At 65.6% G+C, this 24144-nt stretch carries 28 protein-coding genes, 1 tRNA gene and 1 pseudogene; 11 read left to right on the forward strand and 19 right to left on the reverse strand.

The features are described 5' to 3' along the window. Window positions 1-17 precede the first annotated feature (17 nt). The 4 genes from IF67_RS0124075 to IF67_RS0124090 all read right to left on the reverse strand — a co-directional run bounded on the left by IF67_RS0124075 (window position 18) and on the right by IF67_RS0124090 (window position 3407). Window positions 18-692 carry a DUF2637 domain-containing protein gene (locus IF67_RS0124075; protein WP_030988944.1) on the reverse strand — a complete coding sequence of 225 codons (675 nt, stop codon included), beginning with the start codon at window positions 690-692 and terminating at the stop codon, window positions 18-20. An 81-nt stretch (window positions 693-773) separates the two neighbouring features. After that, window positions 774-2129, reverse strand: coding sequence for an FtsK/SpoIIIE domain-containing protein (locus IF67_RS0124080; protein ID WP_030988946.1), 1356 nt, complete (start codon window positions 2127-2129; stop codon window positions 774-776). A 2-nt stretch (window positions 2130-2131) separates the two neighbouring features. Beyond that, window positions 2132-2488 (reverse strand): hypothetical protein, encoded by a 357-nt coding sequence (locus tag IF67_RS0124085; RefSeq protein WP_030988949.1) that lies wholly within the window; start codon window positions 2486-2488, stop codon window positions 2132-2134. A 139-nt stretch (window positions 2489-2627) separates the two neighbouring features. Next, the gene (locus tag IF67_RS0124090; RefSeq protein ID WP_030988951.1) at window positions 2628-3407 is read right to left on the reverse strand and encodes a GntR family transcriptional regulator; all 780 of its coding nucleotides are present in this window, start codon (window positions 3405-3407) and stop codon (window positions 2628-2630) included. Window positions 3408-3425: 18 nt separating this feature from the next. On the opposite strand from IF67_RS0124090, the gene IF67_RS0124095 reads away from it, so the two are divergent. Continuing rightward, a complete protein-coding gene (locus tag IF67_RS0124095) occupies window positions 3426-3893 on the forward strand; it encodes an NUDIX hydrolase (RefSeq protein WP_030988953.1) in 468 nt (155 codons plus the stop codon). 456 nt (window positions 3894-4349) lie between these two features. Here IF67_RS0124095 and IF67_RS0124100 read toward each other — a convergent pair whose 3' ends face one another. Next, the gene (locus tag IF67_RS0124100) at window positions 4350-4619 is read right to left on the reverse strand and encodes a hypothetical protein (protein WP_030988954.1); all 270 of its coding nucleotides are present in this window, start codon (window positions 4617-4619) and stop codon (window positions 4350-4352) included. A gap of 689 nt (window positions 4620-5308) precedes the next feature. On the opposite strand from IF67_RS0124100, the gene IF67_RS43855 reads away from it, so the two are divergent. Together IF67_RS43855 and IF67_RS46015 are read left to right on the forward strand one after the other, a co-directional pair. Further along, on the forward strand, window positions 5309-6424 hold the full coding sequence (locus IF67_RS43855; RefSeq protein WP_158713151.1) for a helix-turn-helix domain-containing protein: 1116 nt from the start codon (window positions 5309-5311) through the stop codon (window positions 6422-6424). Window positions 6425-6638: 214 nt separating this feature from the next. Continuing rightward, a complete protein-coding gene (locus tag IF67_RS46015) occupies window positions 6639-6818 on the forward strand; it encodes a hypothetical protein (RefSeq protein ID WP_158713152.1) in 180 nt (59 codons plus the stop codon). Between the two features lie 86 nt (window positions 6819-6904). Here IF67_RS46015 and IF67_RS0124110 read toward each other — a convergent pair whose 3' ends face one another. Together IF67_RS0124110 and IF67_RS45155 are read right to left on the reverse strand one after the other, a co-directional pair. Further along, complete coding sequence (locus IF67_RS0124110; RefSeq protein WP_030988959.1) at window positions 6905-7645, reverse strand: GntR family transcriptional regulator; 741 nt, start codon at window positions 7643-7645, stop codon at window positions 6905-6907. 579 nt (window positions 7646-8224) lie between these two features. After that, window positions 8225-8503: a hypothetical protein gene (locus IF67_RS45155; protein ID WP_078889592.1), complete on the reverse strand. Its 279-nt coding sequence runs from the start codon at window positions 8501-8503 to the stop codon at window positions 8225-8227. Between the two features lie 79 nt (window positions 8504-8582). Here IF67_RS45155 and IF67_RS0124115 point away from each other — a divergent pair, with 79 nt between their 5' ends. Then, window positions 8583-9338, forward strand: a complete 756-nt coding sequence (locus IF67_RS0124115; protein WP_030988961.1) for a GntR family transcriptional regulator — start codon at window positions 8583-8585, stop codon at window positions 9336-9338. A gap of 196 nt (window positions 9339-9534) precedes the next feature. Here IF67_RS0124115 and IF67_RS0124120 read toward each other — a convergent pair whose 3' ends face one another. The 5 genes and pseudogenes from IF67_RS0124120 to IF67_RS0124135 all read right to left on the reverse strand — a co-directional run. Beyond that, window positions 9535-11400, reverse strand: a complete 1866-nt coding sequence (locus IF67_RS0124120; RefSeq protein WP_037839760.1) for an ATP-dependent nuclease — start codon at window positions 11398-11400, stop codon at window positions 9535-9537. A gap of 173 nt (window positions 11401-11573) precedes the next feature. Continuing rightward, the gene (locus IF67_RS41945; protein ID WP_078889596.1) at window positions 11574-11939 is read right to left on the reverse strand and encodes a hypothetical protein; all 366 of its coding nucleotides are present in this window, start codon (window positions 11937-11939) and stop codon (window positions 11574-11576) included. Window positions 11940-12238: 299 nt separating this feature from the next. Beyond that, on the reverse strand, window positions 12239-12970 hold the full coding sequence (locus IF67_RS45160) for a tyrosine-type recombinase/integrase (RefSeq protein ID WP_234341286.1): 732 nt from the start codon (window positions 12968-12970) through the stop codon (window positions 12239-12241). Window positions 12971-13474: 504 nt separating this feature from the next. Next, on the reverse strand, window positions 13475-13672 hold the full coding sequence (locus IF67_RS0124130; RefSeq protein WP_078889597.1) for a helix-turn-helix domain-containing protein: 198 nt from the start codon (window positions 13670-13672) through the stop codon (window positions 13475-13477). 481 nt (window positions 13673-14153) lie between these two features. Continuing rightward, window positions 14154-15395, reverse strand: a pseudogene (locus tag IF67_RS0124135) (ATP-binding protein); the annotation flags it as partial. Here IF67_RS0124135 and IF67_RS0124140 point away from each other — a divergent pair. Beyond that, window positions 15380-15718 (forward strand): NUDIX hydrolase, encoded by a 339-nt coding sequence (locus tag IF67_RS0124140; RefSeq protein ID WP_037839761.1) that lies wholly within the window; start codon window positions 15380-15382, stop codon window positions 15716-15718. The pseudogene IF67_RS0124135 and the gene IF67_RS0124140 sit on opposite strands and share 16 nt — an antisense overlap. Before the next feature lie 9 nt (window positions 15719-15727). On the opposite strand, the gene IF67_RS41950 is transcribed toward IF67_RS0124140, so the two are convergent. Further along, window positions 15728-16587 (reverse strand): IS5 family transposase gene (locus IF67_RS41950; protein ID WP_420708712.1). Its coding sequence is split into 2 segments (ribosomal slippage): window positions 15728-16233 and window positions 16233-16587, totalling 861 coding nucleotides; the frame shifts between segments, so codons are not numbered across the junction. 138 nt (window positions 16588-16725) lie between these two features. After that, window positions 16726-17061, reverse strand: a complete 336-nt coding sequence (locus IF67_RS0124150) for a hypothetical protein (protein ID WP_158713153.1) — start codon at window positions 17059-17061, stop codon at window positions 16726-16728. 54 nt (window positions 17062-17115) lie between these two features. Between IF67_RS0124150 and IF67_RS0124155 the strand changes: the two genes are divergently transcribed. From IF67_RS0124155 to IF67_RS0124165, 3 genes are all read left to right on the forward strand, one after another. Beyond that, window positions 17116-17442, forward strand: coding sequence for a hypothetical protein (locus IF67_RS0124155; RefSeq protein WP_158713154.1), 327 nt, complete (start codon window positions 17116-17118; stop codon window positions 17440-17442). 33 nt (window positions 17443-17475) lie between these two features. After that, on the forward strand, window positions 17476-18222 hold the full coding sequence (locus IF67_RS0124160; RefSeq protein ID WP_158713155.1) for a hypothetical protein: 747 nt from the start codon (window positions 17476-17478) through the stop codon (window positions 18220-18222). Window positions 18223-18293: 71 nt separating this feature from the next. Further along, a complete protein-coding gene (locus IF67_RS0124165; RefSeq protein WP_030988978.1) occupies window positions 18294-18677 on the forward strand; it encodes a hypothetical protein in 384 nt (127 codons plus the stop codon). Window positions 18678-18722: 45 nt separating this feature from the next. Here the strand turns inward: IF67_RS0124165 and IF67_RS0124170 are convergent, their stop codons facing one another. The 4 genes from IF67_RS0124170 to IF67_RS41960 all read right to left on the reverse strand — a co-directional run bounded on the left by IF67_RS0124170 (window position 18723) and on the right by IF67_RS41960 (window position 20705). Beyond that, window positions 18723-19226, reverse strand: a complete 504-nt coding sequence (locus tag IF67_RS0124170; RefSeq protein WP_030988980.1) for a hypothetical protein — start codon at window positions 19224-19226, stop codon at window positions 18723-18725. Continuing rightward, on the reverse strand, window positions 19223-19471 hold the full coding sequence (locus IF67_RS45165) for a polymorphic toxin type 24 domain-containing protein (RefSeq protein ID WP_234341288.1): 249 nt from the start codon (window positions 19469-19471) through the stop codon (window positions 19223-19225). The genes IF67_RS0124170 and IF67_RS45165 overlap by 4 nt, the downstream gene beginning before the upstream one ends. Before the next feature lie 299 nt (window positions 19472-19770). Then, window positions 19771-20466, reverse strand: coding sequence for a putative T7SS-secreted protein (locus IF67_RS45170; protein ID WP_234341290.1), 696 nt, complete (start codon window positions 20464-20466; stop codon window positions 19771-19773). Beyond that, entirely contained in the window at window positions 20466-20705 is a 240-nt protein-coding gene (locus IF67_RS41960) for a hypothetical protein (RefSeq protein ID WP_234341291.1), read from the reverse strand. The genes IF67_RS45170 and IF67_RS41960 overlap by 1 nt, the downstream gene beginning before the upstream one ends. Before the next feature lie 377 nt (window positions 20706-21082). Here IF67_RS41960 and IF67_RS0124180 point away from each other — a divergent pair. After that, window positions 21083-21156: transfer RNA gene (locus IF67_RS0124180), tRNA-Met, on the forward strand. A 60-nt stretch (window positions 21157-21216) separates the two neighbouring features. On the opposite strand, the gene IF67_RS0124185 is transcribed toward IF67_RS0124180, so the two are convergent. Next, window positions 21217-22008: an NAD(P)H-dependent oxidoreductase gene (locus IF67_RS0124185; protein ID WP_030988983.1), complete on the reverse strand. Its 792-nt coding sequence runs from the start codon at window positions 22006-22008 to the stop codon at window positions 21217-21219. A gap of 71 nt (window positions 22009-22079) precedes the next feature. Here IF67_RS0124185 and IF67_RS0124190 point away from each other — a divergent pair, with 71 nt between their 5' ends. Then, complete coding sequence (locus IF67_RS0124190; protein WP_107050290.1) at window positions 22080-23147, forward strand: GlxA family transcriptional regulator; 1068 nt, start codon at window positions 22080-22082, stop codon at window positions 23145-23147. A gap of 128 nt (window positions 23148-23275) precedes the next feature. Then, the coding region (locus IF67_RS0124195) for a DUF2797 domain-containing protein (protein WP_267959229.1) at window positions 23276-24144 on the forward strand (869 nt) is incomplete at its 3' end.

Genomic DNA, 24144 nt, shown 5'->3' on the forward strand with positions numbered 1-24144 from the left:
GTGGTTCTCCTTGCTGGTCAGGTGAGTTGGGCGGCGATGGAGTCGGCGAGCTGGGGCGGGACGCCGAGGCGGGCCCGCAGGGTGTCGGTGTCGATCTGGTCTCCGGTCCGGGCGTGGTGCTCGTCGGCGACCTTGCGGGCGTGGGCGAGGAGTGCGGCCGGGATGGGTGCAGGCGCCGGCAAGGGCGGTTCGCTGGGTGGTTCAGCCGCGGGGAGATTGGCAGCGTCCAACTCGTGCGGGCTGACCGCAGGTTCAGCGGCCGCGACCGGATCCGGTACGGGAGTGGGTGCCGGAGTCACGTCGGCTGGCGGGCTGGGATCGGCGGCTTCCACCGCGCTCCGGGTGTGGGCCAGGAGGGTCCCGCCGAGGAAGGCCAGCGCCGGCCACCCGGCGATGCCGAAGCGGAGCCAGGCGGGCGGGTGCCGGAGGTCGAGGAATCCGGCGGTCGCGACGTTGGCACCGAGCGAGGCCACCAGGGCGATCACGAACCAGCTCCAGGCGAGCCGGGACGGGCCGTCGTTGCGGAGTCGTCGCCAGGCCGCGACCAGCAGGAGGTCGACGCTGATCGGGTAGGCCCATGCCTTCCAGCCGTCCTGTCCGGCAGCGGCGGCCAGGTCGTGGAGGTGGGCGAAGGAGAGCGCTCCGGCGATGACGGCTTGTACGAGGACGGCGTCCGGGCGGATGCGTCCCATGACGGTTCTCCTTCCGGGATCTGGCATGGAGGGCGTAGGGACCCGGCACATCGAGGTAGCGCCGACCTTGGAGCGGGAGGGTCAGGCAGTCGCGGTGGACGCCTTGGTGAGCGATACGGCACCGGAAGCCGACGGGGCGACGACGGGCCGGAAGGGCGCGAGCGCGGGCAGGTCCGGCGTGCGGTCGGCGTGCTTGTTGCAGAGGTTGACCGCTTCGCGGAGCGAGGTGTGCGGGGCGCGGATGCGTGACCAGCCACCGGTCGAGTCACCGGCGACCGCGATGCCGGGGGCGTCTGCGGGTATCTGGATGGCAGCCAGTACGGCGTCCGGGGAGACGTCGCCGAAGGCCATGTTGGCGCTGGTCTCGTCATTGACGCGGTGCACAGTACGGCCGGTGAGCTGGGCTCGAAGCATGGTGATGCCCTTGCCGAGTTCGGAGCCGAAGCGCTGGCCGCAGATCTCCAGGTAGATGCCGGCAGCGCGGCCGAGCTGAGCCAGGCGGACGAGCGCGGTGATGATCCGGTCCCGGCGCCTCTCCTCCTCCTTAGAGGCGAAGAGCGCGAGTTCGGCCACCTCGTCCACCAGGACCACGACGGGCGTGGGACGCAGGTCCTCCGCCAGATCCCAGATGTCGGCCGCGATCTCCGCGTCGGGGACGTTCACGCTGATGCGCTGTTCCTCGCGGACGAGTTGATAGACGGACTCCATATGCGAGACCAGGGCTTCGAGCAGATCGAGGGCGGTGTCCTGGTTGTCGGCGAGGGCGGAGAAGCGGCAGGCCAGCGGGAACAGCTCGACGCCTTGCTTGCAGTCGATGCCGACGAGCGCGACGTCCTGGGCGGCGAGGCCGGCCACCAGGTTGCGCTGGTAGACGGACTTGCCCGACTCGGTGGCCCCGATCGTGAGTCCGTGCGGGACGGTCCGGTAGTCCCGGTAGTGGACCGACCCGTCCTCGCGCAGTGCGACGGGCACACGCATCGGAGCGCGGTCGAGCTTGGCGGGCATCTGCACGCGCTTGAGCACGTCGTAGCCCGTCATCCGCAGTTCGACGACCCCGGAGCGGATCTCCCGGGCGGTGACGCCGTACATCCCGAAGGAGTGCCGCAGCCGATCGGTGGCGGCGGAGACATCGAAAGCGTCCTGGCCGGGACGGAGTTTGAGCCGCAGGGCCAGCCCGGTACGGGTCGGTCGAAGACGGAGGATGCGCGGGGCGCGTGGCTCGGGGGCCGGGCGGTCGGTCATGCGAGAGAGTGCGAGCCGCCAGCGCGCGGGCGGGACCGTCAGACCGCAGGCGTCCATGACCGACGCGTACCGGACTAAGACCCGCAGCGCGGCGAGGGCGACCCCGAAGCTTATCCAGTACCAGGCGGGACGCCGCCACCGCAGAACGAGAGCGGTGGCGACGACCAGCAGCAGTACGACCGAGAGGCGGGCCATGATCAGGCCGCCTCAGCCTGCGAGCCACCGGCGGCGAGCGAGGTGACCGCCACGGCGCGGAACGCGATTCCGTGCCGCTTCTGCCCGTTGAACTCGTTCTCCCAGGGACGGGCGATCAGGCCGGTCAGCGCCACCGGCGTGCCCATGCCCAGCTCACCGGAGACCCCGCTCTCGGGGACGGTGACGGACAGGATCTCCACCGCATCGTTGGCGGCGAACATCACGTCCACGGTCATCAGCTTCGCCCCGGTCTCGACGTCGAGGGCGACCTCACCGGTACGGCGGTCCTTGACCTTGATCTGCGGCTGCTTCGCAACCATCACGGTCGCGGCGGAGGTGTCGACGGGGATCTGACGCACTACGGATCACTCCTCTATAGGTCCTGAACTCTGTCACTCATGTACATGAGTGACATGAAGAAGAGTGCCCGACTCCTGTACATGAGTCAACCCGCCTCGACGAAGAAGTCGGGGCGGGCTGAGGAGAGTTGAGCGGGTGTCAGTCCGTCGCGGGGATGCGGTAGCTGAAAACGAACTGGTCAGCGGCCATGAGGGTGTCGCAGACCTCCACCACGCGGCCTTCGGTCGTCAGCGCCTCACGGACGAGATGCACGACGGGGGAACCGGGGCTGAGCGCCAGCTCGGACGCTTCGGCCTTGGTGGCGGACCGGGCCTGCAAGGTCTCCACGAACTCGGCGAACTCATGCCCGTGGTCTTCGAGTCGGGCGTAGATACCGCCACCGCCGGGATTCTCGGCGAAGAGCTCGGGGATGTCCTTCACGACATCCCACGGCAGGTACGAGCTGGCCGTCTCGACCGGGGTGCCGTTACGGAAGTACAGCCGCCGGCGGGCGAGAACCTGCGTGCCGGGCTCGACCCCGAGCCGCTCGGCCACGTCCTCGGGGACCTCCATGGGCCCGATGTAGAGAACGCTGACCTTGGCCGTAGCCCCCGACTGCGCGGACTCCGCCAGATACGCAGCCTTGCCGCCCTGCCGGTGCGAGCGACGGAAGCGGTCGGAGGAACGGTGCCGCACCGGCGGCCGGTCCTTCACGATCGAGCCCTTGCCGTGGCGGGTCTCCACCAGGCCGCTCGCCCGGACCTCCACCATCGCCTTGCGGATCGTGCCGCCCGAGACGCCGTAGCGCTCGACCAGCTCGGATTCACTCGGGACCATCTCGCCGGGCTTGAGGACCCCAGCCCTGATCTGCTGGAGGACATCGTCGGCGATCTGCACGTATCGAGGTACGGCCTTGCCCCCTCCTACCGCGGTTCCCATCGTTCTTCCCATCCTCCTATGCTCCTGTACATGAGTAACAGCGTCTCGGAAGCCCAGTCAACGCCACTGCATTCCGTGTCCGTGGCCGGAGTGGTGGTCCGCGAGGACGGCAAGCTCCTGACCATCCGGCGGGCCGACAATGGCGCTTGGGAACTCCCGGGCGGAGTGCTCGAACTCGAAGAGACCCCGGAGGCCGGCGTACGGCGCGAGGTCTGGGAAGAGACGGGCATCCACGTCGAGGTCGACGAGCTCACCGGGGTCTACAAGAACACGACACGCGGCATCGTCGCCCTGGTCTTCCGCTGCAAGCCGGTGGGAGGCGAGGAGCGGACCTCTGGCGAGTCGACGGCGGTCACCTGGTTCACGCCCGAGGAGGTGGCGGAGTCCATGGCCGAGGTCTACTCGATCCGGCTCCTGGACGCCCTGGACGGGGCGGGCCCTCACGTACGAAGCCACGACGGCAAGCGGCTGGCCCCAGTGCGATAGAACTTTCCCTACTTCATCAAGGCTCGCTGCGCTCGCTACCCGGCCCCGCGGTAGGGGCAGTTCAGGAGCACACCACGCGTCAGCGCAGGAGCGCTGACGTTCCCGGCCTCCTGGAACTGCAAGCAGTCAGATCAGAGATCAGAGGTGCCGCGCACAGCGCGGCGGCGTCGGCCGTCGCCGCCGCACGGCTCCCTCCTCGTCTCCGCCGCCGGGGCCGCGCGCCGTCGACGCCCGCGCCCACAAGGGGCGAAAGACCAGGCCGGGGGTGGGGGCGGTCGGCTCCACGGCTTTACCCACCTCCCCGGTTCGGGTCCCGCGTCGAGCAAGACCAGGGGGCCACTCGTTCAAATTCCGGGCAGCTCACAAGCCTGCCCGAGTTGCCGGCCAGCGTACGGCCCCCTGCTCATGCTCGACCCCAAACCGGGCAGGACACCGGCCAAAGCCGCAGAGCCGACCTTACGCGCGCTCAACCCTCGGGTCTTGATCACGAATCTGGGGGGTGGACTCCTTGACCAGACCTGGCAAGGCGATGATGGCAATCAACGTCGCTGGTGCAGTCAGCCACCACCACGCGCCCCTGCTGATGACCGCTGCCACGAACAAGCCTGCTGCGATGAGAAGCATCACCAACGCCAGTGCAATTCCGAATGGATCACGACTACGGCCGTCCTCGGCAATCATCTTCTTGATCGTTTCATCGATGTGTCGCGTCAGTTCTTCTTTCATTGCACTTCCGTCTGGAAGCGAAGTGAGGAGCTCTACATCGTGCTTCGCTCGTTCACGACTCCGCAGTTCCCTCCGGCGCGCTTGCCACAACCCTCCGCAAACCGTGAGAGCCGCGATTACGAGCGAAACGATCAACTGTGCGGACACATAACCCCCTTCGCGCCTATCGGCGCCAGAGAAGCGACCTTGCTCAACTCGCCTACGACTGAGGCAACCAAGCCAAGACAAGCCACACTACTGGCTGATATCAACGCTGACATCAAGGGCAACGCGCACGAGCAGAGTTGGGTAGGTTCAAGCATCGACATGATCGATCTTGCATAGCGAAGGCTGTCGATTCAAACCCAGCAGGACTTGAGCGGTGACCAGGCAAAACGCCCGTATGAGCTCTGATCATGGGTACGACCGCCGGGCGGGGAGCGATGAGGACCGACCACTCAAGCGGCCCAAGTGCGGGAAGTGTCGTCAACACCCATCCTTCCTCCGCACCCCCTGAGCATAAACGTACGTTTTGCCTGTTTCGGTCACGCCTTCACCGCAGTCGCGTTGTAGCGACCTGGCTCCAGCTCCACCCGCTCAACACCCACGCGCCTCTCCCTGGCATGCGGCCACTCAAAACCGTGCCATCGGCTCAAATTCGGCTGTAGCGTGACAGCAGAGTCAGGAGTCGTCGCGGAGGCCACTAAGCAATGAGGCTCATCAAATCAACCAAGTTCGCCCCCAATTCCGATAGTAGAGTGACTTTTGAGTTTCATGACGGAATGCACCTTGAAGTCACCCTGTATGTAGACGATGTCGGCTACTGGGAAGCACTTGGTAACTACGACGAACTGCTCGACTTTCCGATAGTTGCCGGGCTTCGCGAGATTGGGTATCACGTTGGTAGGCTTATCTCGCTTCCCGAAGGGAAGCAGGTAGACCACTCGGAATCATCCCTTTTCTTTCTAGATGACGCCAGAGAGGAGCCGAGCGCAATTTTAAGGATGGGGAAGGATGGAAATCCTTTAGCGATCCTTTCCGTGCAGTCGCATCCGCGCATCCCCTTCGATCGGTTCTATGCGGAGTCGGCTAAGGTACTCGCGTCGATCGATGCCCATGTGGTGAAGACGGAATATTTCGATTCTCCACAGGAGCAAACCCACGAGATCACGGTCAGCTGGGTAGTCGGCGATCGCACAGTTTGGCAGCTGCTCAACTGTGCTCGAATAATCGAAATGATCGGCTGGCCCGCCAGCGATATGGGGCGCGTGACCGCACAACACGCGACCAAGATGATCGTGAGTGGTGAAATAGATTCCCTGCTGGGATGGCGGGAAGATGGGCAGCTAGAAGCCAAGTCCGCCCTCTATGATATTGAAAAGACTGCCGGAAGGATTGAACTAGCGAAAGACGTGACTCAATTCGCCAACTCGCCTAGCGGTGGTATCCTAATTCTGGGAATGCGAACAAAGGGCGACGCGACTGGCGATCGCTTTTCTAAAATTACGCCACTAGATATACCAAATAAGCTTGACCAGCGCTACCGAAGCATCCTCGATTCCCGAGTCTATCCTGCCATTGAGGGAATCGGAATAGGCGTGATCCCATACGAGGGCGGAAAAATTCTATTCATTACCGTCCCGCCTCAGAAGGATTCTCTCAAGCCTTTCCTCGTGCAAGGGGCGGTAATTGACGGGGAGGGGAAGGATTCCTTCTTCCTGATTCCTCAGCGCCAAGCGGATAATGTCTCCAGCGTGCCTGGGCGCGCTGTGCATGCCCTGCTCGCTGGAAGGCTCTTCGGCGCAGGGCCGGTAGATGCCGATTGACTTTCTGCCTCCGGGCCAGCTGCGGCGACGCTCCCCTCGAGAATTGCCGTGCCCCTGTCCGCCGCATGGCCGCAACGAACGGGAGGGGAGCCTCAATGCTCAAATTGAGGCTCCCCTCCCGTTCGATGTGTCGCTGCTAGCCGAAGGCCGCCGCCGGCAGCTGAGGGCCCTCGTCGCCCCCTTCGCAAGCGGGAGGATCCGTGAGCGGCAGGCGATGACCGCGGCTGATCGCTACCCGGCGCACGTCTCGCAGGGCTCCACTCATGTCCAGCGCCAGGAGCCGGAGCTCGGTCAGCCCCGCCTCCCCACCGCCGAGTACTTCGACTGCGTGCTCCAGGAGTTCGCCAGCCATCTCCAGCTGCACCGCTTCGGTGTTGTCAGCCAAGCGCGATAGGTATCCGCCATTGTCCTCGGTGCTCAGATAGCAGGGGTTTCCCTCGGGTCCTGACCACGGGAGGAGCCGCAGCTCGTGGTGGGTCGTCATCCTCCGCTTGTCCTCTCGTCGGTCATGTGGTGGGTGGTGAAGAATGCGTCGGCGCGGTCACCGGGAAGCACCAGGAGCGCCGCCTCGACTACACGTCCCGTGCGGTCGGTCGCCACGCGCGTGATCGCGAGCACTGACAGGGGCGAGCCGATGCGAAGGGTCGCCGCTTCCTCTGGTGTCGGAGGACGAGAGCTGACTCGCTCTCGGACCTCGGCCAGTGGCGGACGAAGCTCTGCCAGCTTCGCCTCAACGCTCTTGCAGCAGTGCGATTCGGCTGGAACGTCGGTTGGCGACAGATCGCGAGGTACGTAGATGCGAGCAAGGCTGTGCGGTGTCTTTCCCTCGTGGGTGAGGTAGAGGAATTCGGTTAGCGGGCTGCTAGCCGGCACCCTCAGCAGACAGCTCAGTTGACCGTGCGCCTGAAGGTTGGTGGTGCGGACGCTGACGCGTAACGGCGATTCGGCCGAGCACTCCATCCTGAACGTGTGACCACCGCCGACGTACGTGATTCTGCGGAGGGGGGAGCGGATGAAGTTGCCCTTGCCGTGAATCTTCTCGACGAGCCCTTCGCCCTGCAGGACCGAGAGGGCGCTCCGCAGCGTCGCCGTGCTGACCCCGTAGCGGGAAGCGAGCTGCGCCTCGGAAGGGAGACATGTGCCGACCTTGATCCGGCCGGTCGAGATCTTGGTCCGAATGTCATCGGCGATGACGTGACGGCGAGAAGTCACGGACAGCATCACCACCTTCTCAGTGTGCGTAGGGCTACAAGCCGAGACAGGGCGTGCATGGTGAGCAGTTCGCCCGACAGACGCTTCGCTCCGCCGGGAAGCTGGAGCAGGTCGGTGACACGACACGAATGGCCGCCGATCAGGATGACGTCGCCGCGCTGCACGCTGGCAGAAGCGATCTCGACAGGGGCGGCCGGTGCACCACCCGGCGCCCAGCCCCTCACTGGGATCCGTCCGTTCGGTCACCATGGGAGACCACTGTGTGGCAGGAGCAACTGCACGCCTCGTAGACGATGGGAACGCCGATCGGTGCAGCCGCGGGCGAGGAATGCGCGCACTCACTGTGCCTACCGATCCGGCAGGAACTCGAGTGATAGGTATCGGCCTTCGGGTTGGTCACGCAGTGCTTCTGACGAGGAGGCATCAGAGGACCTCCGCCGTCGCGAACCAGTTGTGCGCAAAGTGACCGTGAGGTGCGACGCCCGGACCGACGGGCATCAGGGAACGGTGGCGCCGACTCATCGGGGCGCACCACCCCTCGGTGTGCGAGACGTGATGGCGGATACGGTTGAACATGCTGATCAGCTCCTATCGCTGATGGCCAGGCCCCCGGACATCGCCCGTCGCGGGGGCCGCTCTGCGCACGGCGGCCCATAAGGTGCGGCCGTTCAAGCTGTTGGCGAGGAGCCCGAATCGGTCGGCCTCCGCTACTGCTTCCAAGGCCTCCCGCCACGACTCGGCGGAGAGCGATTCCGGTACCTCCGCTTCGATCGATGCGAGTTGGGCGTGCTGCTCCAGGCGCGGGGTGAGTCCGGCGGCGGACAACCGGGCTGCGATGTCTTCGGCGCTTGCTTCCGAAGCAGGCACAGGGCAGCCTCCGTCGTTGGGTGATCACCTTGAGTGAAGCTAGTTAACTAGATTAGAGCTAGTGGACTAGATTTTCCATATGCCTGAGCAGCCGCCGTATCTCCGCATCGCTGACGAGCTCCGGCGACGGATCGCGGAGCATGAGTGGGCGCCGGGAGACCGGCTCCCGTCTCGCGCCCAGATCGCCGAGGAATGCGGCGTCGGCGAGAACGTGATTCGTCGGGCTCAAGAGCTACTGATCTCCCAGGGGGCGCTGGAAGGTCGCGCCGGCTCCGGTACCTACGTCGCCGCCCCTCGTCAGCGCGTACGCGTGGTCCGTTCCTCGGCGCGCGAGCAGCCTGACGGTTCCCCGTTCCGCGCGGACATGAAGGCCGTGGGCAAGTCGGGGGATTGGGAAAGCCGGACCGAGGCGAAGGTGCCGGCGCCGGCCGAGATCTCGTCGCGGCTCGGTATCGCCGAGGGTGATCTGTGCGTCCGCACCGTGTACGAGTTCCTCGCCGACGGCAAGCCCGTGCAGCTGTCGACGAGCTGGGAGCCGTACGACCTCACCGCCGGCACCGTCGTCGTCCTCCCCGAGGGAGGGCCGCACGCAGGCGCGGGCGTGGTGAACCGCATGGCCGAGATCGGCATCACGATCAGCCACGCAGTGGAGCAGCCGGAGCCGCGGCAAGCGAATGCCAAGGAGGCATCGCTCCTCGGCATTCAGAAGGGCAGCCTGGTCACGCACATCCGGCGGACGTACTACAGCGACCAAGGGCAGCCCGTGGAGACAGCGGACATCGTCGTACCGGCCGCGCTATGTGAGATCGTCTACGAGATGCCCATCAGCCGTTAGTGAGAGGCCGGGGCGCGCAGCCCGTTTGCTGCACGACCCGTGCGCCAGAACAGAAGAAGCGGATCTACCATTCAGCGCTTCCGCATGCAGTCACCCGTCGAAGTCAGCCCGGCTTGCTTCGACAGGGATCGCCCCTGACGGTCCGCCCGTTCAGCACAGGGAGCGGCAGTTCATGCGTCGTGCGAGGGTTCGACGGCTATCTGGCCAGCTTCATCACGTTCTCCAGCAGGGCGTACAGAAGTTTCGGCTCTCCCCCGGCGGTACGAGCGGCCTCGGCGTACGTCGGAGCGTGCTTGCAATCAGCAACGTAACCGTCGCCCTGCTTAGCCAGTTCCTTGCGCCGCTCGTGCCACGCCGGCCAGTACTCGGAGAGATACGCCTCCGAGTCATCCTCAAAAACCGTATGAGTCGTCTCGCATGCCGTGTCCGGTCGAGCGGTTGCGGATGCACCTAGGTAGCCAAGGATGTTCATGTTCTTCTCGCCCGCTGCATGGAATGCCTCAGGCTTTCCTGCCAACGCCTTAGGCCCTGTGTCGCCGTCGAAGACGATGTAGCTCCTGACACCGAATCCATTCAGGATGGCGTGGGCGAGTACAAGGTTGTCCTTCCCTTCCACATTGATGATGCTGATCCCGTTCGCCCCGAGGTTTAGGCCCTGCTGTTCGGCAAACCCAGTGATGACGGCCTCATCGGCCTCTCCTTCGACGAGCACCGCAGCCGTGACGAACAGCCCTTCTGCGAGGTCTTTCACGTATCGCGTTGTCGCATGGCGGCGGATGGACTTTTCCGAGACTCGACGGTCGAGAGAATTCACCAGATCCTGTTCAGAGAGCTGTCGCACCGCGACATCGGGATGTTCTCCACTGCCCACCCTGGCCAGGCGACGGATCTGCTCGTAGTTGCGAGGGTCGATGAAGACGGGGCTATGGGTCGCGTACATCACCTGAGTTCGGTCGGCCGCCGAGGCGACGAGGCCGCGGAGAACCTGAGCGAAGACACGTGTCTGCGCCGGGTGCTGGAACAGCTCCGGCTCCTCGATCGCGAGGCAGAGCGACCGGGTACCGTCCTCAGGTCGACGAGTCTCTGCGAGGTACTTCAACGCTGCGATGATCAGCGCTCGCTGGAAGCCGTGCCCCTGGCGGCGCACCGAAGTCACGGCTGCTCCGTCCTTGATGCTGACCGAGAAAGCTGTCCTGGTCGGCTTCGGAGTCTGCGCCACAGGTTTCACGACGATGTTCCGCCCCGTACTGAATTTGGCGACCTCGTCGGACAACGAACCGGACAGCTTCTTGAGCATCGGCCCGTAGATCTCCTCGTGCACCTTCACGCGAGCAGCCTGGGCGTCGTCCTCGATCGCTGTGAACCGCGCATCCGCCTCGGAGCGGTCCACCGCGTGCTCAAGGATCCTGCCTACCACTGTGGCCTTGCCGTCGTCCGCCTCCTCGTACGCGCGAAGGTCAGCGGAGATGAACACGAAGTCGATCAGCTTCGCAAGCAATCCTTGACCAGCGAAGCCAAAGAACTGTGTCCCCTCGACGTCCGTTTCGGCGAGCTGATCACGGTTTTGCGACTCCCAGACGCGCATGGCAGCCTCGGCATCGTCCCAACCCCGCGTCGCAGGCAAGCCCAGACCAGGGTCGCTCCCTCGCAGCTCCTTATACGCATTGTGCTTCTCGCGCTTTCCCTCATGTCGTCTGATCTCATCGAAGGCTGGGTACGCCAGGGCCTTCCCAGTGATCCGGTCGTCCCCGTCCTCCCAGGTGCGCCAGATCCGCACGGTTTCAACGCCGTCGGGCGCGTAGTAGCCCAACTCGGCACGGTCGAACACAGTTAGCCCGTCGAACTCCACTTCCACACGGATCCGTTTGCCCTCTGCCGCCGAGTGAACATCCTCATCACCGAGCGCTCCGCCTTTGTCTCCGTTGAAGAACCAGTCAAGTGCGCGCAGCACCGTGGATTTTCCGACGCCAGTGGGGCCGATGAGGGAAGTTATGGAATCGAAGGAGACATCCAGCCTACGCAGGCAGCAGAAGTTCTCGATACATACGCGCTTGATCTTCACGGGCGTCCTGGAGTGCAAGGGTGCGGGGCCGCAAGGCCCACAGGGACGACTGAGACGTTAGCGCCAGATGTGATGTGTGGTCAGTTGCTTTTCATAATTGGGTACACAAGGCATCTCAGGACAGCACTCATTCGCGGGGCCGGGCCAGGTTTCGCCAAACATCCGTGTTGGCCTCAGCAGGCATCTGAAGGATGCGGGACCGGTCGGCTTTGCCGGACGCCGGTGCACGCCACCAGCGTGCCGCCGTCCTGGTCGAGGAACAGCATGAAGATCCACGACCCGTCAGTAGCCCGGATCTGACCCAGCCGGACCGGTCCGCCGTATCGGTTGAGACGTTGCACGGCCTGCTCAAGGCCGGACGTCTCGATGCCCTTCTGGAGGGTGTGTCTGAGCCGGCGCCCATAAACTCCGGCGAGTGACTGGGCAGGCGTCGTGCCATCCCAGACAACATAAGAAGCGCCGGCGCGGAGAGCAGCCAGAGCGGCCGCCGAGGTCTCGTCGTCACCTCTCAGCAACTGTTCGAGTCGTTCTCGTTGCACGCTCTCACCCCCGGCCCCGATCGTGCTGTACAGCAACGAAGTACAGCAACCCCAGCGACCGCCAGCACCGGACACCGGTCGCCATACTCCTCCTCGCAGCCTGTATGACCTCCAGTGACCGATCTCTTCAGAGCTACGGATCAGAAGGTTGCAGGTTCGAATCCTGCCGAGCGCACACAGGTCAAAGGCCCCCTGGATATCGTCCAGGGGGCCTTTGGCATCAGCGGGTGACATCAACGCGGTGCGCGGTGGGCATCACGCGGCCGGCGGGTACTCCGGATCGCCCTTCTCTTCGTCGCTCAGGTCGTCCATCCCCAAGGCGTCATCCATCCGGTCAGCCGCAGCTTGAGAGTGGTCTGCATCACATGCGCGTACGTATCCAGCGTCATGGTGATGGTGCTGTGGCCCAGCGTCTCCATGATCGTGCGGGCATCGACGCCCTGAGCCAGCAGCAATGAGGCGCAGGTGTGGCGGAGGTCGTGCACCCGCACGCGACGAACCTTGGCGTTCCGGCACAGGATCGTGAGCATGCGGTTGAGGCTGCGGGGGTCAGTGGCTCGGCCGGTGGCCGTGGTGAAGACCAGTCCGTTCGGCTGATCCGGGACCGGCTTCCACTTCGCGCCGGCAACCTTCTGCTCCTCCGCCTGCTTGGCTTGGTGGGCGGTGAGCGCGTCCCCACACCTCTTGGGCAGGGACACCGTCCGGAGCGAGCGGGCCGTTTTCGGGGTACCGAAGAGCAATTCGCGCTCGATGCGCTGGAGATTGCGCCGGACGCGGAGCTGACCGGTGGCGAGGTCGATGTCCGACCAGGTGAGCCCGAGGGCTTCCCCGCGGCGCAGGCCCGTGGAGATGAGCAGAAGCCACAGGGCGTAGAGCCGGTGGTTGCGGGCCGTCCTGAGCAGAATCTTTGCCTCTGCGGCGTCCAGCGGGCGCACCTCCTGACGCTCGACGGTGGGGGTCTCCACAATTCGGGCGACGTTGCGTGCGATGAGCTCCTCCCGGACGGCCTGTTGGAGCGCGGACCGGAGCACGGCGTGAACGTACTGCACGGTGCGGGCCGACGGCCGGCGCTTGCAGCACTTGTTCACGGCGCAGCACGTCCGGTCTTCCTTGGCGCGTGCTGAGTCGACACCCCGCAGGCAGCAGAGGCAACCACTCCTGAACGCTGCGAGGAACAGCCGGATGTCGGTAGGGGAGAGGCGGTTGAGCTTCTTCTTGCCGAGGGGGGGTGATGTAGAGCCGTGAGAGGCCCTCGTAGCTGTTGAGTGTCGCGGGCTTGAGGCGGGTGGGCGCGATGGCTGCGAGCCAGTAAGTGAGGAAGTCGCCGAACGCCATCGCGGACGTGGCGGCCGGGATTCCCTGCCGGGTCTTCTCCTGCAATTCGATGAGCTTGTTGCCCACGTCCTCGCGAGTCTTGCCATAGACGAACTTCCGCACCCTGGTCCCGTCGGGCCGGTAGACGTAGGCGGCGGCGTGATAGCGCCCGTCGGTGCGCTTGGTGATCGTTCCTTCGCCGTTGGCGCGTCGCTTAGCCATCAGGCAGCTTCCTCCAATCGGTCGCGCATGTACGCGCGGACGCTGTCGACCGGGATGCGGCGGGCTCGCCCGATCGTGATGCTGGGGAGTTCGTTCGAGCGGATGAGGTCGTAGACCTTGCTGCGGCTGAGGCGCAGTGCCGTCATGACTTCCGGCACCCGTAGCGCGTCGATTGAGGTGGGCGGAGCTGTGCTCACGGCTGCCTCCATGGGCTGGCTCTCTGTTGAGTTGGTAGGTCGAACGCGCCCGTTTCCACGGGGCGTCTGTCCGAGGCGCGGATTTCTGCGCCATCGCGTCATTAGCGTCATGTGTGCTTCTGACCTGCGGGTTTGTGGTGACGCAGAGGATTGGGGGTGCGTCATCGGTGACGCAGGCGTGCGTCGTGGGGTGACGCAGGTGACGCGGGATGACGCAGCCGAAGCCGTCCTGTGTCGTCCCTGTTGCAGCAGCTCAGGGACTGTTTTGGGCCTTCTGGTGACGCGGGTGACGCAGCTTTCCCCTTCTTAGGAAAAAAAGAGGGGGTGGTTTCTGTTGTGGTGCGGTGCCGCTTCAGGCGTGAAGAAGGAGCCGCTTCGCGGCGCGACCGTTGGGCGGCGTTCCGCCGAACAGCAAGAGGAGCACCCGGGGCCTTGCCGACGGGTGCTCCTCTTGCTTGTCTGTGCCGGTGGTGGACGCCGGTCAGGGCATCGACTGTTGCTCGTGGGGCGGTAGGGCCGGGCGTCGGGTCATTTCGATGTAGCGGCCTTCTTTGGTGCGGCCCCAGTCGATGAGGACGCCTCGGGCCGCGAGGGTGGGCTGAAGACGCTTGAGACGGTCCGAGAGGACTTTCCCGGTGGTGGGCCACCCTTTGGGCAGAGGGCGGAGTTCGTCGCCGCTGTAGAGGCCGGTGAGGCAGTGCAGCCACTCCGAGGACGTCATCCGTGCTTCCGTGCCCGGGGCGAGGGTGGCGGCGTACTTGAGGACGGTCTGCGCGAGCAGGTCGCCTTCGATGACGTCGTCGTTGAGTTCGTCCAGGCTGCTCCGGTAGGCGGTGAGGGTCTGGAAGCCGGTCGCGGCGTCGAGCTGCGCGCACAGGTGGGCGAAGTCCGCCATGCGCAGGTCGGTGGGGATGTCGGCGTCGGTCGCCCGGACTTTGACGGTGAGGTCGAGGAGGGAACCGAGGATGACGGGTAGCGCGGGTTCGAACTCCGTCCAGAGCTCCGCCTCGGTCCGCCGCACCCTGGGGCGCTCCAAGCGCAGCGGTAGGAGGCGTTCGGCGAGGTCGGGGCGGATGACGCCGACGTCGATGCCGGTCAGGAGCAGGGGGCGGCGGTAGCGGGAGCGGACGACGTCGCCGTCGCTGAAGAGAGCGCGCTTGATGCTCTCGGCTCCGGTGACGATGCAGCACATCAGGTCGGACAGGTCCGGGGCCAGGTGGCTCAGGTTGTCCAGGGCAGTGACCCATCCGGCGGCGACGGCGGTGATCAGGTTCTCTTCATCCTTCGGCGCGCGGCGCAGGTCGCCGGTCATGCCCTCAATGATCCGAACCAGCATCCGGCCCGCCGTGGACTTGCCCGCGCCCTGGGGGCCGGTGAGGAAGGGGGCGGGGACGGGCACGGACGGGCCGAGGCAGCCGATGAGCCAGGCGAGGGCCAGGCATTCGGTCTCTGCGGTGGCGAAGTTGGTCAGCCTCAGCAGGAGGTCGATGCCCTTGCCGTCGGTGTCCCGTGCGGGCAGGGGCAGTTCGCCGGTGAGCTGGGTGCGCCGCCAGCACACCTCGCGCGGGTCGGGGGTGCGGATGTCCCACCCGGTGGGGTGGATGCGGACGGACTGCCCGTCGTCGCGGCCCAGGTCCAGCCACGTCGCCCCATCGTATCCGGGGGCGACGCGGATGTGAGTGGGCTGGACGTCCTGGCTCAGCGCGAGTGCTTCGATCAAGTCCGGGCGGCGTCCTTGAACTGGACGAACACCCCGAGGACGGCGCCTGCCGAGAGGTCCTGGAAGAGACCGGAATCAAGGTCGAAGCGGAGCGTCTGACCGGCGTCTACAAGAACATGACCCGCGGCGTCGTCGCCTTGGTCTTCCGCTGCCGGCCGGTCGGCGGCGAGGAACACACATCAGCTGAGTCCGTCGAGGTGCGCTGGTTCACCCGCGACGAGGTCGAGAGCCACATGGTGGAGGCGTACGCGGTGCGGGTCCTCGATGCGCTTGATGCTGGGGAGCCGCAGGTGCGTGCCCATGACGGTCGTCGGTTGCTGAACTAGGGTCCGTCTTCAAACGGATCTTGCCCAGAGTAGGAATGAGGCGAGACTGACCGCTGCTTCGTAGGAGGTGGCGGTCTTGTCGTATCTGGTGGCGATGCCGCGAAAGCTCCTGAGGCGATTGAAGCAGCGCTCGACGACGTTGCGTTGTCGGTAGACCTGCCGGTCGAATCCTGGCGGCCTGCCGCCATGGCGGCCACGGTTGTGCCGGTGCCTTCGTTGGTCCGTCTTCTCTGGGGTGGTGTGTGCGATGCCGCGTTTACGCAGGTAGGCGCGGAATCCGCGGGAGCTGTAGGCCTTGTCGGCGATGACCTGGTCAGGGCGGCAGCGGGGTCGGCCCATGCCGAGGCGAGGGACCCGGATCCGTTCCAGGAGCGGCTGTGCACAGATGCTGTCGTGGCGTTGGCCGGGGGTCAGCAGGATCGCGAGTGGCCGGCCGCGGCCGTCGCAGGCGAGGTGGATTTTGGTGGTCAGTCCGCCTCGGGACCGGCCAAGGGCGTGATCACCCGTTTCGTCCGGCCGACTGATCCCCCTTTTCGGCCGGTGGTGGCGGCGTGCTGATGAGCGCGGACGATGGTGGAGTCGATCTGGACGAGCCAGTCGATGTCGCCGGCCGCGTCCGCCTCGGCCTGGATGTGCTGGAGAGCCCGGGTGAACATGCCGTCCATGGCATAACGGCCAAAGCGCGTGTAGACCGTCTGCCACGGCCCGTAGCGTTCCGGCAGGTCACGCCAGGAGATCCCGGTCCGGATCTTGTAAACCATGCCGTTGATGACCTGCCGGTCCGACACACGCGGCCGTCCCGTAGCGGCCCGCGGTATCAGCGGAGCGAGTAACTCCCACTCCTGATCAGTGAGTTCATGGCGGCGTATCACCCCACCATGATCCACCAACTCGATGATCTTTGAAGACGGACTCTAGTCATCCCCGGGATTGGGACTTGATCCCCCTGGACGGCTGGGTGGCCAGGGCCCGGGACGGTGCCGGAGAAGGAGCTGTGCCGCAGACCGCTAGAGAACGTTCTGCAACAGCAGACACAGGGCGACAGCGAGTGGATAGCAGCCGACGCCCGCCCAGGTGAGCAGGCGGCGTGAGCTGCGGCGTCCAAGCCAGATGAGCGCCAGCCCGGCGTGCGTCACCACGAGGGCGAGGAAGGGGAGGTCCTTCCGGAGGTCATAAGTGAACGCGAAGTACACCCAGAGCCAGGGGAGGAGGATCGCGAAAAAGAGGGGGAGTAGTGCCCAGCCCCGCACCTGACGCTGGATGTATTGGTCAGTGGGGTCGCTTGTCTCACCGCCAAGTTCAAGCGATGGAAGATTGCTGCCGTCATCGCTGAAAATTTTCACTAGAGTACGGTATCAGCGCGCAACAGGCGCGTCAAAGTTACGAATGGGGGCAGGGTGAGCTTTTCGGTGGATCCAGACGATCTGACCGGCTTCGGGAAGCAGGTGAAACGAGCCGCGGATGACGTCGAGGAATCACGGGATTATGTAAAGAAGTCATGCGAGATGCTCGCCTCGGATGTCGGCCCCATCTCTACGGTGGCTCAGCTGTGGAGTGGCGGCCACGAGGATGTGGTGAACCGCGTGCAAAACACCCTCAAGATTCTGCACAAGATTCTCGGCGCTTCATCCGCCGAACTGGTTAGCTCCGCAAAGCATTACGACTCTACTGACCGAGGTGAGGCTACCAAAATGGATGCCACCTACCCGGCTTCCAAGCGTTAATCCGAGACATGCTCGGCTCGGGAGGGGATTGATATGGGATTTGCGGACGTAGCAAAACCAACCAGTCGTCTGGTGGCGCCAAAAGTGGATGACGACAAGGAGGAGCCGGAAGGTGGGGTGGTTAAGGACCTCCTGTCCTTCGGCGATGTGTTGAGTCCTTCCTGGGTGATCAGCAAGGGGTTGGAGATCGCCTTTGAATTCAACCCGGTTGACGAGGCGAAGAAGCTGATCGCTGGCGACTGGGCAGAGTATGCGCAGTGCGCTAAGGCGTGGAAGGCCATGGGTGACTTCTGCGAGGACCTTGCGGAGAACATCAAGGCCGGCAATACGGCACTGGATAAGTCCTGGAATGGCAACGCCGCAGACGCCGCGTACATCTACTTCGAGACGCTCTCGAAGGACATCGCAGAAATGAAGGACTCCTTCGTTGATCTGAAGGAGAACTACGAGAAGACCACAGAAGCGGTCTGGAATGCGGCTGAGGCGTGCGGCGACCTGCTCCAGGGAATTCTGGATACTGCGGCGATCGTCGGACTGACTGCGCTGGCCGGCGCCTCGACGAGTTTCACACTGTTCGGTCCGGCGATCGCCGCGGGTGCGATCGCCGGAGAGGTCATCGCCATGATCAACATGTGGTCCAAGCTGACCACGGTCATCAGTGAACTCCAGACCGCAATCAATGGCTCTGTGGCGCTCGTCAGCGGCATCAGTTCCTCTATCGAGAACAAGGCGATCAAATTTCCCTTGCCCGGTAAAGCATACGACAGTCCGGTGGTCTGACGCTTTGCCCTGGTGGCAGTGCAAGCATCTCCGGGTGATAGTGAAAATCGAGACAGGGAAATCGGGGAAGAATGCAGTCAAGCCAAAATGAGCGTGAAGTCGGCGACGCCGAATTCATGGGGCTGGCCAAAGATGAGGCCAGGGCCCGCATGCTGCGGAAAATGCTGAAGAATCTTGCGCAAGGGGACGGCCGCGATCCGTTGGCCGCGATGGCCAGGGACGTCATGTCGGGTCGGCGCGGCATCCGTGAAGCCATCGACGGCCTGCCCCGGAGCGAGTCCCTCGAAGTTCGCTTCGAAACCTTCCAGCAGCGCTGGGATGCGATGTCGGAGAGCGAACGCCTTGCAGCGGAACGCGAAAGCTCCCAGTACCTGGACGAACAGCGCCGGGAAATCAGAGCGGAACGCGAGGCCGCCGGTCGCCCCGGCGCAGCACCGCCCCGCCACCGCGGCTGACGGCACCGAGCGCTCTGGTCAACAAGATGATCCGCAGGAAACGGCCTAGCCGAAGGCCGAGATGGCCGGGGATGTCCAGAAAGTCACAGTCGGCCCGTAGGAGCCGTCCTCCTCGTCGCTCACCTCGACCGTGATCTTTCGGTCGGGGTAGCGCGCGGACAGGACTCCCTGCCAGCACTCCCCCAGAGCCAGCGCGAGTTGGGGCAGTTCCTCCCCGAGCTGATTGTCATCCGTCAAAGGGGTGTTGCTGAAAATAGCCCACAACTCGACGTGGTTGACGACGAGTTCGATGCGGCGTCGATCCTCCTCCAGCTTCGTGAACCAGTCATCGACAGTGCTCTGAGTGAAGCTTTCCTTGAGGAATACGCAGCCGCGGTACTCGACCGTCTCAGGGCAGAACAGCCAGGCTGCAGCCAAGACGAAACGCAGGCCACCCTCGAAGTCAAGGTAGTTGTCCGGTGAGAGACCCTCGTCCTTCCAGTCAGTGCGCCATTGCCTGAAGAACACCGGCAGCTCACGCTCGGACCACGCCGGTTTACTGCTGCTCACGGGATCTCCCAGGGGAATGCGGCGCGCACTGACCTTGATGGGCGCACGAAGACTTCACCGGTCTTCGGATTGGCATTATGCGTATATTCTACGACATGCGGGGTCTCCACCCCTCCATGTGAATCGCCTTCCAAGTTTACACGCTTCAAAGGGCGTCCTTCGGAATCGTAAGTTGTATAGTTGCTTACTTTCCCGGTCTCCGGATTGGTCTTGTAGAGCGTTCCGTTTTCCGGACCGCCCTCCACCGGCAGATTGTTCCCTGCGCGACCACCGGTGCCCTTGTAATGCTGACCGTTCTTAATCAGCTCGGACGCTTGCTGCTGTTCGGATCCGCTGGCGCCAGGCCCTTCGCTGTTCCTCTGTAGAGGTTCGACCTTGGAGTCGTTTGCGGCGTGCTGGGCGAGATCGGCGCCGGCGCCTGCCAGGCCGACGCCAGTGGCGATCCCCGCAGCGGAGACAGCGCCGAGCGGTACTCCAGCGACGGCACCAGCGCCGGTGACGTCCAGGGCAATGCCCAGCCCTTCACCGCCGGCGCTGACCCCGGTCAGGAGCGTGCCGCCGAGCAGCGCCGCGGTGTCGCCCGGATGCTGGAGATGGCGTTTCCGAAGGAGGCAAGGCCAGTGAGAACGTCTATACTTCCGTCCACCAACCCTTCACCCACATCGCTGAAGAAGTCGCCGACTTCGGACCAGAATCCTGGGCGCTCCGTGGCGGACCCCGTGGCCTTCCTCACCAGCCTGGCCGCGGTGTTCCCAGCGTCTTTCACATTGCCGCGAGCAGTTTCGAGATCCTCACGGGCGGAAGTACGGTCCGCTTCGCCAGGATCGCGAAAAGGGATGTCGACGCTGTCCCCTCTACTGGACGCCTCACTAACTTGCTGAGCGTGGGCTCTCTCGGCAGTTTTGGTACTAGCCTCGCCGCGTGCGAATTGGGATATGGCATCGTCAGCGCGCTGTTGAGCTGCGCGCAGGGTGTGGATGTATTCGTACAAGGCGGTCGCGGCTGCGTGGAAATCCTTGCCTGCCCCTAACCATCTGGCCGGCTGACCATGGAAACGATCACGGAAGGCATCACCGGCTTTGCCGCGCCAGCCGGTCTCAGTGTCGATTTTCGCCAACCCTTGGCCAGCCTCTTGGAGTACATCACCGTAGGCAAGTAGAGATTGTGCGGTCGCGGTCAGAGCACCCGGTGCGCCAAGGACAAGCTCGCGGGGATTCGACGTCTCACCAAGCTGAGCCATCAGGACGCCCCCGGATCTTTTCCGGATGAGGAATGAAGAATGCCCTGAGCTGAGAGTTGGACATGTTGCTCAGCCTTTGCGTAGCTCTTGACGCAGTGGTTCAGCCGGTCGGAGACCTCTGCACCGTCAGAGGCCAGATGTGAGACACCGCTGTTCCACCGATCACAGAAATCGACCACTGCTGCGGCCAGTTCATCGTGCCCGAAGGCGTCCTTGGGAGCATCAATGTCGCGGCGCATCCAGCGGACGAGTCCTCCGCCGGCTGCGGTCGGCGATGCGGCGAGGGACGCGATCCAGCCGATGGGGGTGTCGGTCCCGGTGTCGGCGAGGTCGCCGTCGGGGTTCTGCGGGGTGCTGGTTGGCTTGCCGGCCGGCTGCGTGGTGTGGGGGGCCGGTGTCGGGGCCGGGTGGGCCGCCGGCCTTTCGGTCGGCTTCCTTGAGGTTGAACTTGTCCTCGCACAGCTCTTGTGCACGGGGGAGGCGGGGTGCGGGCGGCCAAGTGCTGCAACCGGGTTGAGGGGGAGATGAGTTGAAGGTGGGTGGTGGGGGCGTGGGGTGGTGGTCAGGGAAACGATTAGGCATTGGTGGGGGAGTGGCGTAGTGTTCATTTCACCGACGCGGGGTGGAGCAGCTCGGTAGCTCGCTGGGCTCATAACCCAGAGGTCGCAGGTTCAAATCCTGTCCCCGCTACTGACGCCGCAGGCCCAGTGGATTCACTTCCACTGGGCCTGCGGCTTTTGTGCGTGCGGTTCAGCCGCGGACCGGTGGGGGCGGGGCGGTGTAGTGGGCGGCCGGACCGGTGTGGGGCCGGGCCAGGTGGGGGTGCAGGAGCAGGTCGTCGTCGTAGTCGCCGTTGTTCTGGTGGCGGAAGGGCAGCGGCTCGGTGGTGGGGAGGCTGTGCAGCCGCTCGTGCAGGCGGGTGGCGGCGGTGGCGAAGGCGGTGGGGGTGGTGCGGTCCGCGCCGGGGATCAGGAGGGGCGGGACGACGGAGATCCCGGTGTACCAGAGGGTGCCGTGCTGGAGGGGGAAGAGGAGGTCGTTGAGGTCTCCGTTGACGCCGCGCGGGCCGAGGGTCGCGGCGCGGGCGCCGGCCGTGGTGATGACCATGGCGCGCTTGCCGGTGAGATTGCCGTCGCCGTAGCGCTGGGGGCGGCCGGTGACGGGGTCGGTGACGCCGAAGGCGAAGCCCTTGACGAAGACGCGGTCGAACCAGCCCTTGAGGATGGCGGGCATTCCGTACCACCAGAGGGGGAACTGGATGATCAGCGTGTCCGCCCAGGTGAGCTTCTGCTGCTCGGCGGCGATGTCCGGGCTCAAGTGGCCGTCCGAGTAGGCGCGTTCGGAGGCCGGGCCGACGAGCAGGCGGTCGGCCGGGTCGTGGTCGTAGTCGGCGGCGTCGACCACCGGGTTCCACTTCATGGCGTACAGGTCGGAGACGCGGTGCTGGTGGCCGTGGGCTTCGAGGGTGCACAGTCCCTCGGTCTTGAGCGCGCCGCTCAGGGAGCGCTGGTCGGGGTGGGCGAACAGCCAGAGGACCTTCATGTCCTCCACTGTCGTGGGGCCGGCGGGTGCATACGAGTGGCCCGATGGTCATTGTGTGCCAGGATCGGGCCATGAGTGTGGTGGAGAGCGGCAGTGGTGGCGGTATCGGTGGTGGGCATGTGCGGGCCGTGCCGGGGAGAGGGAGGCCGCACCGGGTGGCGGTGCTGGTGCGGGACGGGATGCTGCCGATCGAGGTGGGCATCGTGCACCGGATCTTCGGGGAGGCCAGGTCGGCGGACGGGGAGCGGCTCTATGAGCTGGTGACCTGCGCGTTGGAGCCCGGTGAGGTGCGGACGGACACGGACTTCACGGTGAATGTCGCTTACGGGCCGGAGGCGCTGGCGGAGGCCGACACCGTGGTCGTACCGGCGTCCGGGGCGGACTACGGACGGGCGGAGGAGCGGAGCGCGGGGCGGCTGGGCCGGGCGATGGCCGATGCCCTGGGGCGGATCCGGCCGGGGACCCGGATCGCGTCGATCTGTACGGGGGCATTCGTGCTGGCCGCGGCCGGGCTGCTGGACGGACGGCGGGCGACCACGCACTGGCGGTCGGCGGACGACTTCCGCCGGTTGTTCCCGGCCGTCGAGCTGGACGCGGATGTGCTGTACACGGACGAGGGCGAGGTGCTGACCGCGGCCGGGGTCGCCTCCGGGATCGATCTGTGTCTGCACATGGTCCGGTGTGATCACGGGGCGGCGGTGGCCAACGATGTGGCACGGCGGACGGTCGTGCCGCCGCACCGGGAGGGCGGGCAGGCGCAGTACATCCGGCGGCCGATGCCGGAGCCGCAGATGTCCTCCACGGGTGTGGCGAGGGCCTGGGCGCTGGAGCATCTGGACCGGCCGCTGAGCCTGCGGGAGCTGGCGGCGCGGGAGTCGATGAGCGTACGGACCTTCACCCGGCGGTTCCGGGAGGAGGTCGGGATCTCGCCGTTGCAGTGGCTGACGCAGCAACGGATCGAGCGGGCGCGGCAGTTGCTGGAGGAGACGGAGCTGACGGTGGACCGGATCGCGGCGGAGGCGGGCTTCGGGACGGCGGCCTCGCTGCGGATGCATCTCCAGTCGGCGCTGGGGGTGTCGCCGCGGGCCTATCGGAGCACGTTCCGGGGGCCGGGAGGCGGGGGCGGGATGGTTGCGTGAGGGAGGGGTGGTTTCGGAGGGGCTGGTGCGCGTACGGGTGGGCGCTCGGGGGGCGGTGGGGGCGTGGCCTGATGTGCGGCGTTCTGTGTGCGGGCGGTGTTGTCAGTGGGTGGTCGTACGCTGGCGGTGTGTGGCGATGTACGGGACCGCGCTGGTCAGGTGGCGGGCCGGGGCCGGGGCCGGGGCCGGGGCCGGGGCCGGAGGGGCGGTTCGGGCAGCGGCTCGGCTGGTACTGCGCGGAGCGGGACGAGGAGCGGGTGAGCATGCTCCCCGCGGGCAAGGTGCTGGCGTTCGCAACGCAGGGGAAGCGGCGCTGTCTGGGCGTGCGGCGGGCCGGCCGCCGGCTCGTGTGCCCGTACGGTGCGGTGCTCGACGGTGCGAGTGCCAGGGATCAGTGCGCGCGGTGCGCCCAGTTGGACCGGTCGCGGTCGGTGGCCGCGGACACCATGGCCGATGATCCGCGCCCGTACGGCGTCTATCTCGCGTACTTCGGTCCCGGCCTGCTCAAGGTGGGGATCACGGCCGTCGAGCGCGGGCCGGCCCGGCTGGTGGAGCAGGGGGCGGTGGCGTACGCATGGCTGGGGCGTGGGCCGTTGATGGCGGCGCGGCGGGCGGAGGCGCTGCTGGGGAGCGTGCTGGCGGTGCCCGACCGGTTTGCGAAGGCGGCGAAACGAGCGGCGCGCGGGGTGCTGCCCCCGGTGCCGGACCGGGTTGCCGAGCTGAAGCAACTGCACTGTGCTGCACAGGAGTTGGCGGGTTGGCCGGAAACTCTCCGACCGGTGGAGTTCGCCTGTGCGGACCATACGGAGCTGTTCGGGCTCGACCGTATTCCGGGGGAGGTGGCGGAGCTGGGCGGGATGACGTCCGGGGCGGAGATCGTGGGGGAGGTGCTGACCGGGGTGGGGTCCGATGTGTATCTGCGGTTGGCGACGGGTGGGGAAGCGGAAGGCGCGGAGGGAGAAGGGGCCGCGGAGGGGGAAGGGGCGGGGGAGAGAGG

The organism is Streptomyces sp. NRRL S-1813 (assembly GCF_000719605.1).
GTDB lineage: Bacteria > Actinomycetota > Actinomycetes > Streptomycetales > Streptomycetaceae > Streptomyces > Streptomyces decoyicus.

What these genes read in the sequence shown, in the direction of transcription:
- IF67_RS0124075 (WP_030988944.1), bottom strand. Translation starts at nt 692, where the DNA reads ATGGGACGCATCCGCCCGGACGCCGTCCTCGTACAAGCCGTCATCGCC.
- IF67_RS0124080 (WP_030988946.1), bottom strand. Translation starts at nt 2,129, where the DNA reads ATGGCCCGCCTCTCGGTCGTACTGCTGCTGGTCGTCGCCACCGCTCTC.
- IF67_RS0124090 (WP_030988951.1), bottom strand. Translation starts at nt 3,407, where the DNA reads ATGGGAACCGCGGTAGGAGGGGGCAAGGCCGTACCTCGATACGTGCAG.
- IF67_RS0124095 (WP_030988953.1), top strand. Translation starts at nt 3,426, where the DNA reads ATGCTCCTGTACATGAGTAACAGCGTCTCGGAAGCCCAGTCAACGCCA.
- IF67_RS0124100 (WP_030988954.1), bottom strand. Translation starts at nt 4,619, where the DNA reads ATGAAAGAAGAACTGACGCGACACATCGATGAAACGATCAAGAAGATG.
- IF67_RS43855 (WP_158713151.1), top strand. Translation starts at nt 5,309, where the DNA reads ATGAGGCTCATCAAATCAACCAAGTTCGCCCCCAATTCCGATAGTAGA.
- IF67_RS46015 (WP_158713152.1), top strand. Translation starts at nt 6,639, where the DNA reads ATGACCGCGGCTGATCGCTACCCGGCGCACGTCTCGCAGGGCTCCACT.
- IF67_RS0124110 (WP_030988959.1), bottom strand. Translation starts at nt 7,645, where the DNA reads ATGCTGTCCGTGACTTCTCGCCGTCACGTCATCGCCGATGACATTCGG.
- IF67_RS0124115 (WP_030988961.1), top strand. Translation starts at nt 8,583, where the DNA reads ATGCCTGAGCAGCCGCCGTATCTCCGCATCGCTGACGAGCTCCGGCGA.
- IF67_RS0124160 (WP_158713155.1), top strand. Translation starts at nt 17,476, where the DNA reads ATGGGATTTGCGGACGTAGCAAAACCAACCAGTCGTCTGGTGGCGCCA.
- IF67_RS0124165 (WP_030988978.1), top strand. Translation starts at nt 18,294, where the DNA reads ATGCAGTCAAGCCAAAATGAGCGTGAAGTCGGCGACGCCGAATTCATG.
- IF67_RS45170 (WP_234341290.1), bottom strand. Translation starts at nt 20,466, where the DNA reads ATGGCTCAGCTTGGTGAGACGTCGAATCCCCGCGAGCTTGTCCTTGGC.
- IF67_RS41960 (WP_234341291.1), bottom strand. Translation starts at nt 20,705, where the DNA reads ATGCGCCGCGACATTGATGCTCCCAAGGACGCCTTCGGGCACGATGAA.
- IF67_RS0124185 (WP_030988983.1), bottom strand. Translation starts at nt 22,008, where the DNA reads ATGAAGGTCCTCTGGCTGTTCGCCCACCCCGACCAGCGCTCCCTGAGC.
- IF67_RS0124190 (WP_107050290.1), top strand. Translation starts at nt 22,080, where the DNA reads ATGAGTGTGGTGGAGAGCGGCAGTGGTGGCGGTATCGGTGGTGGGCAT.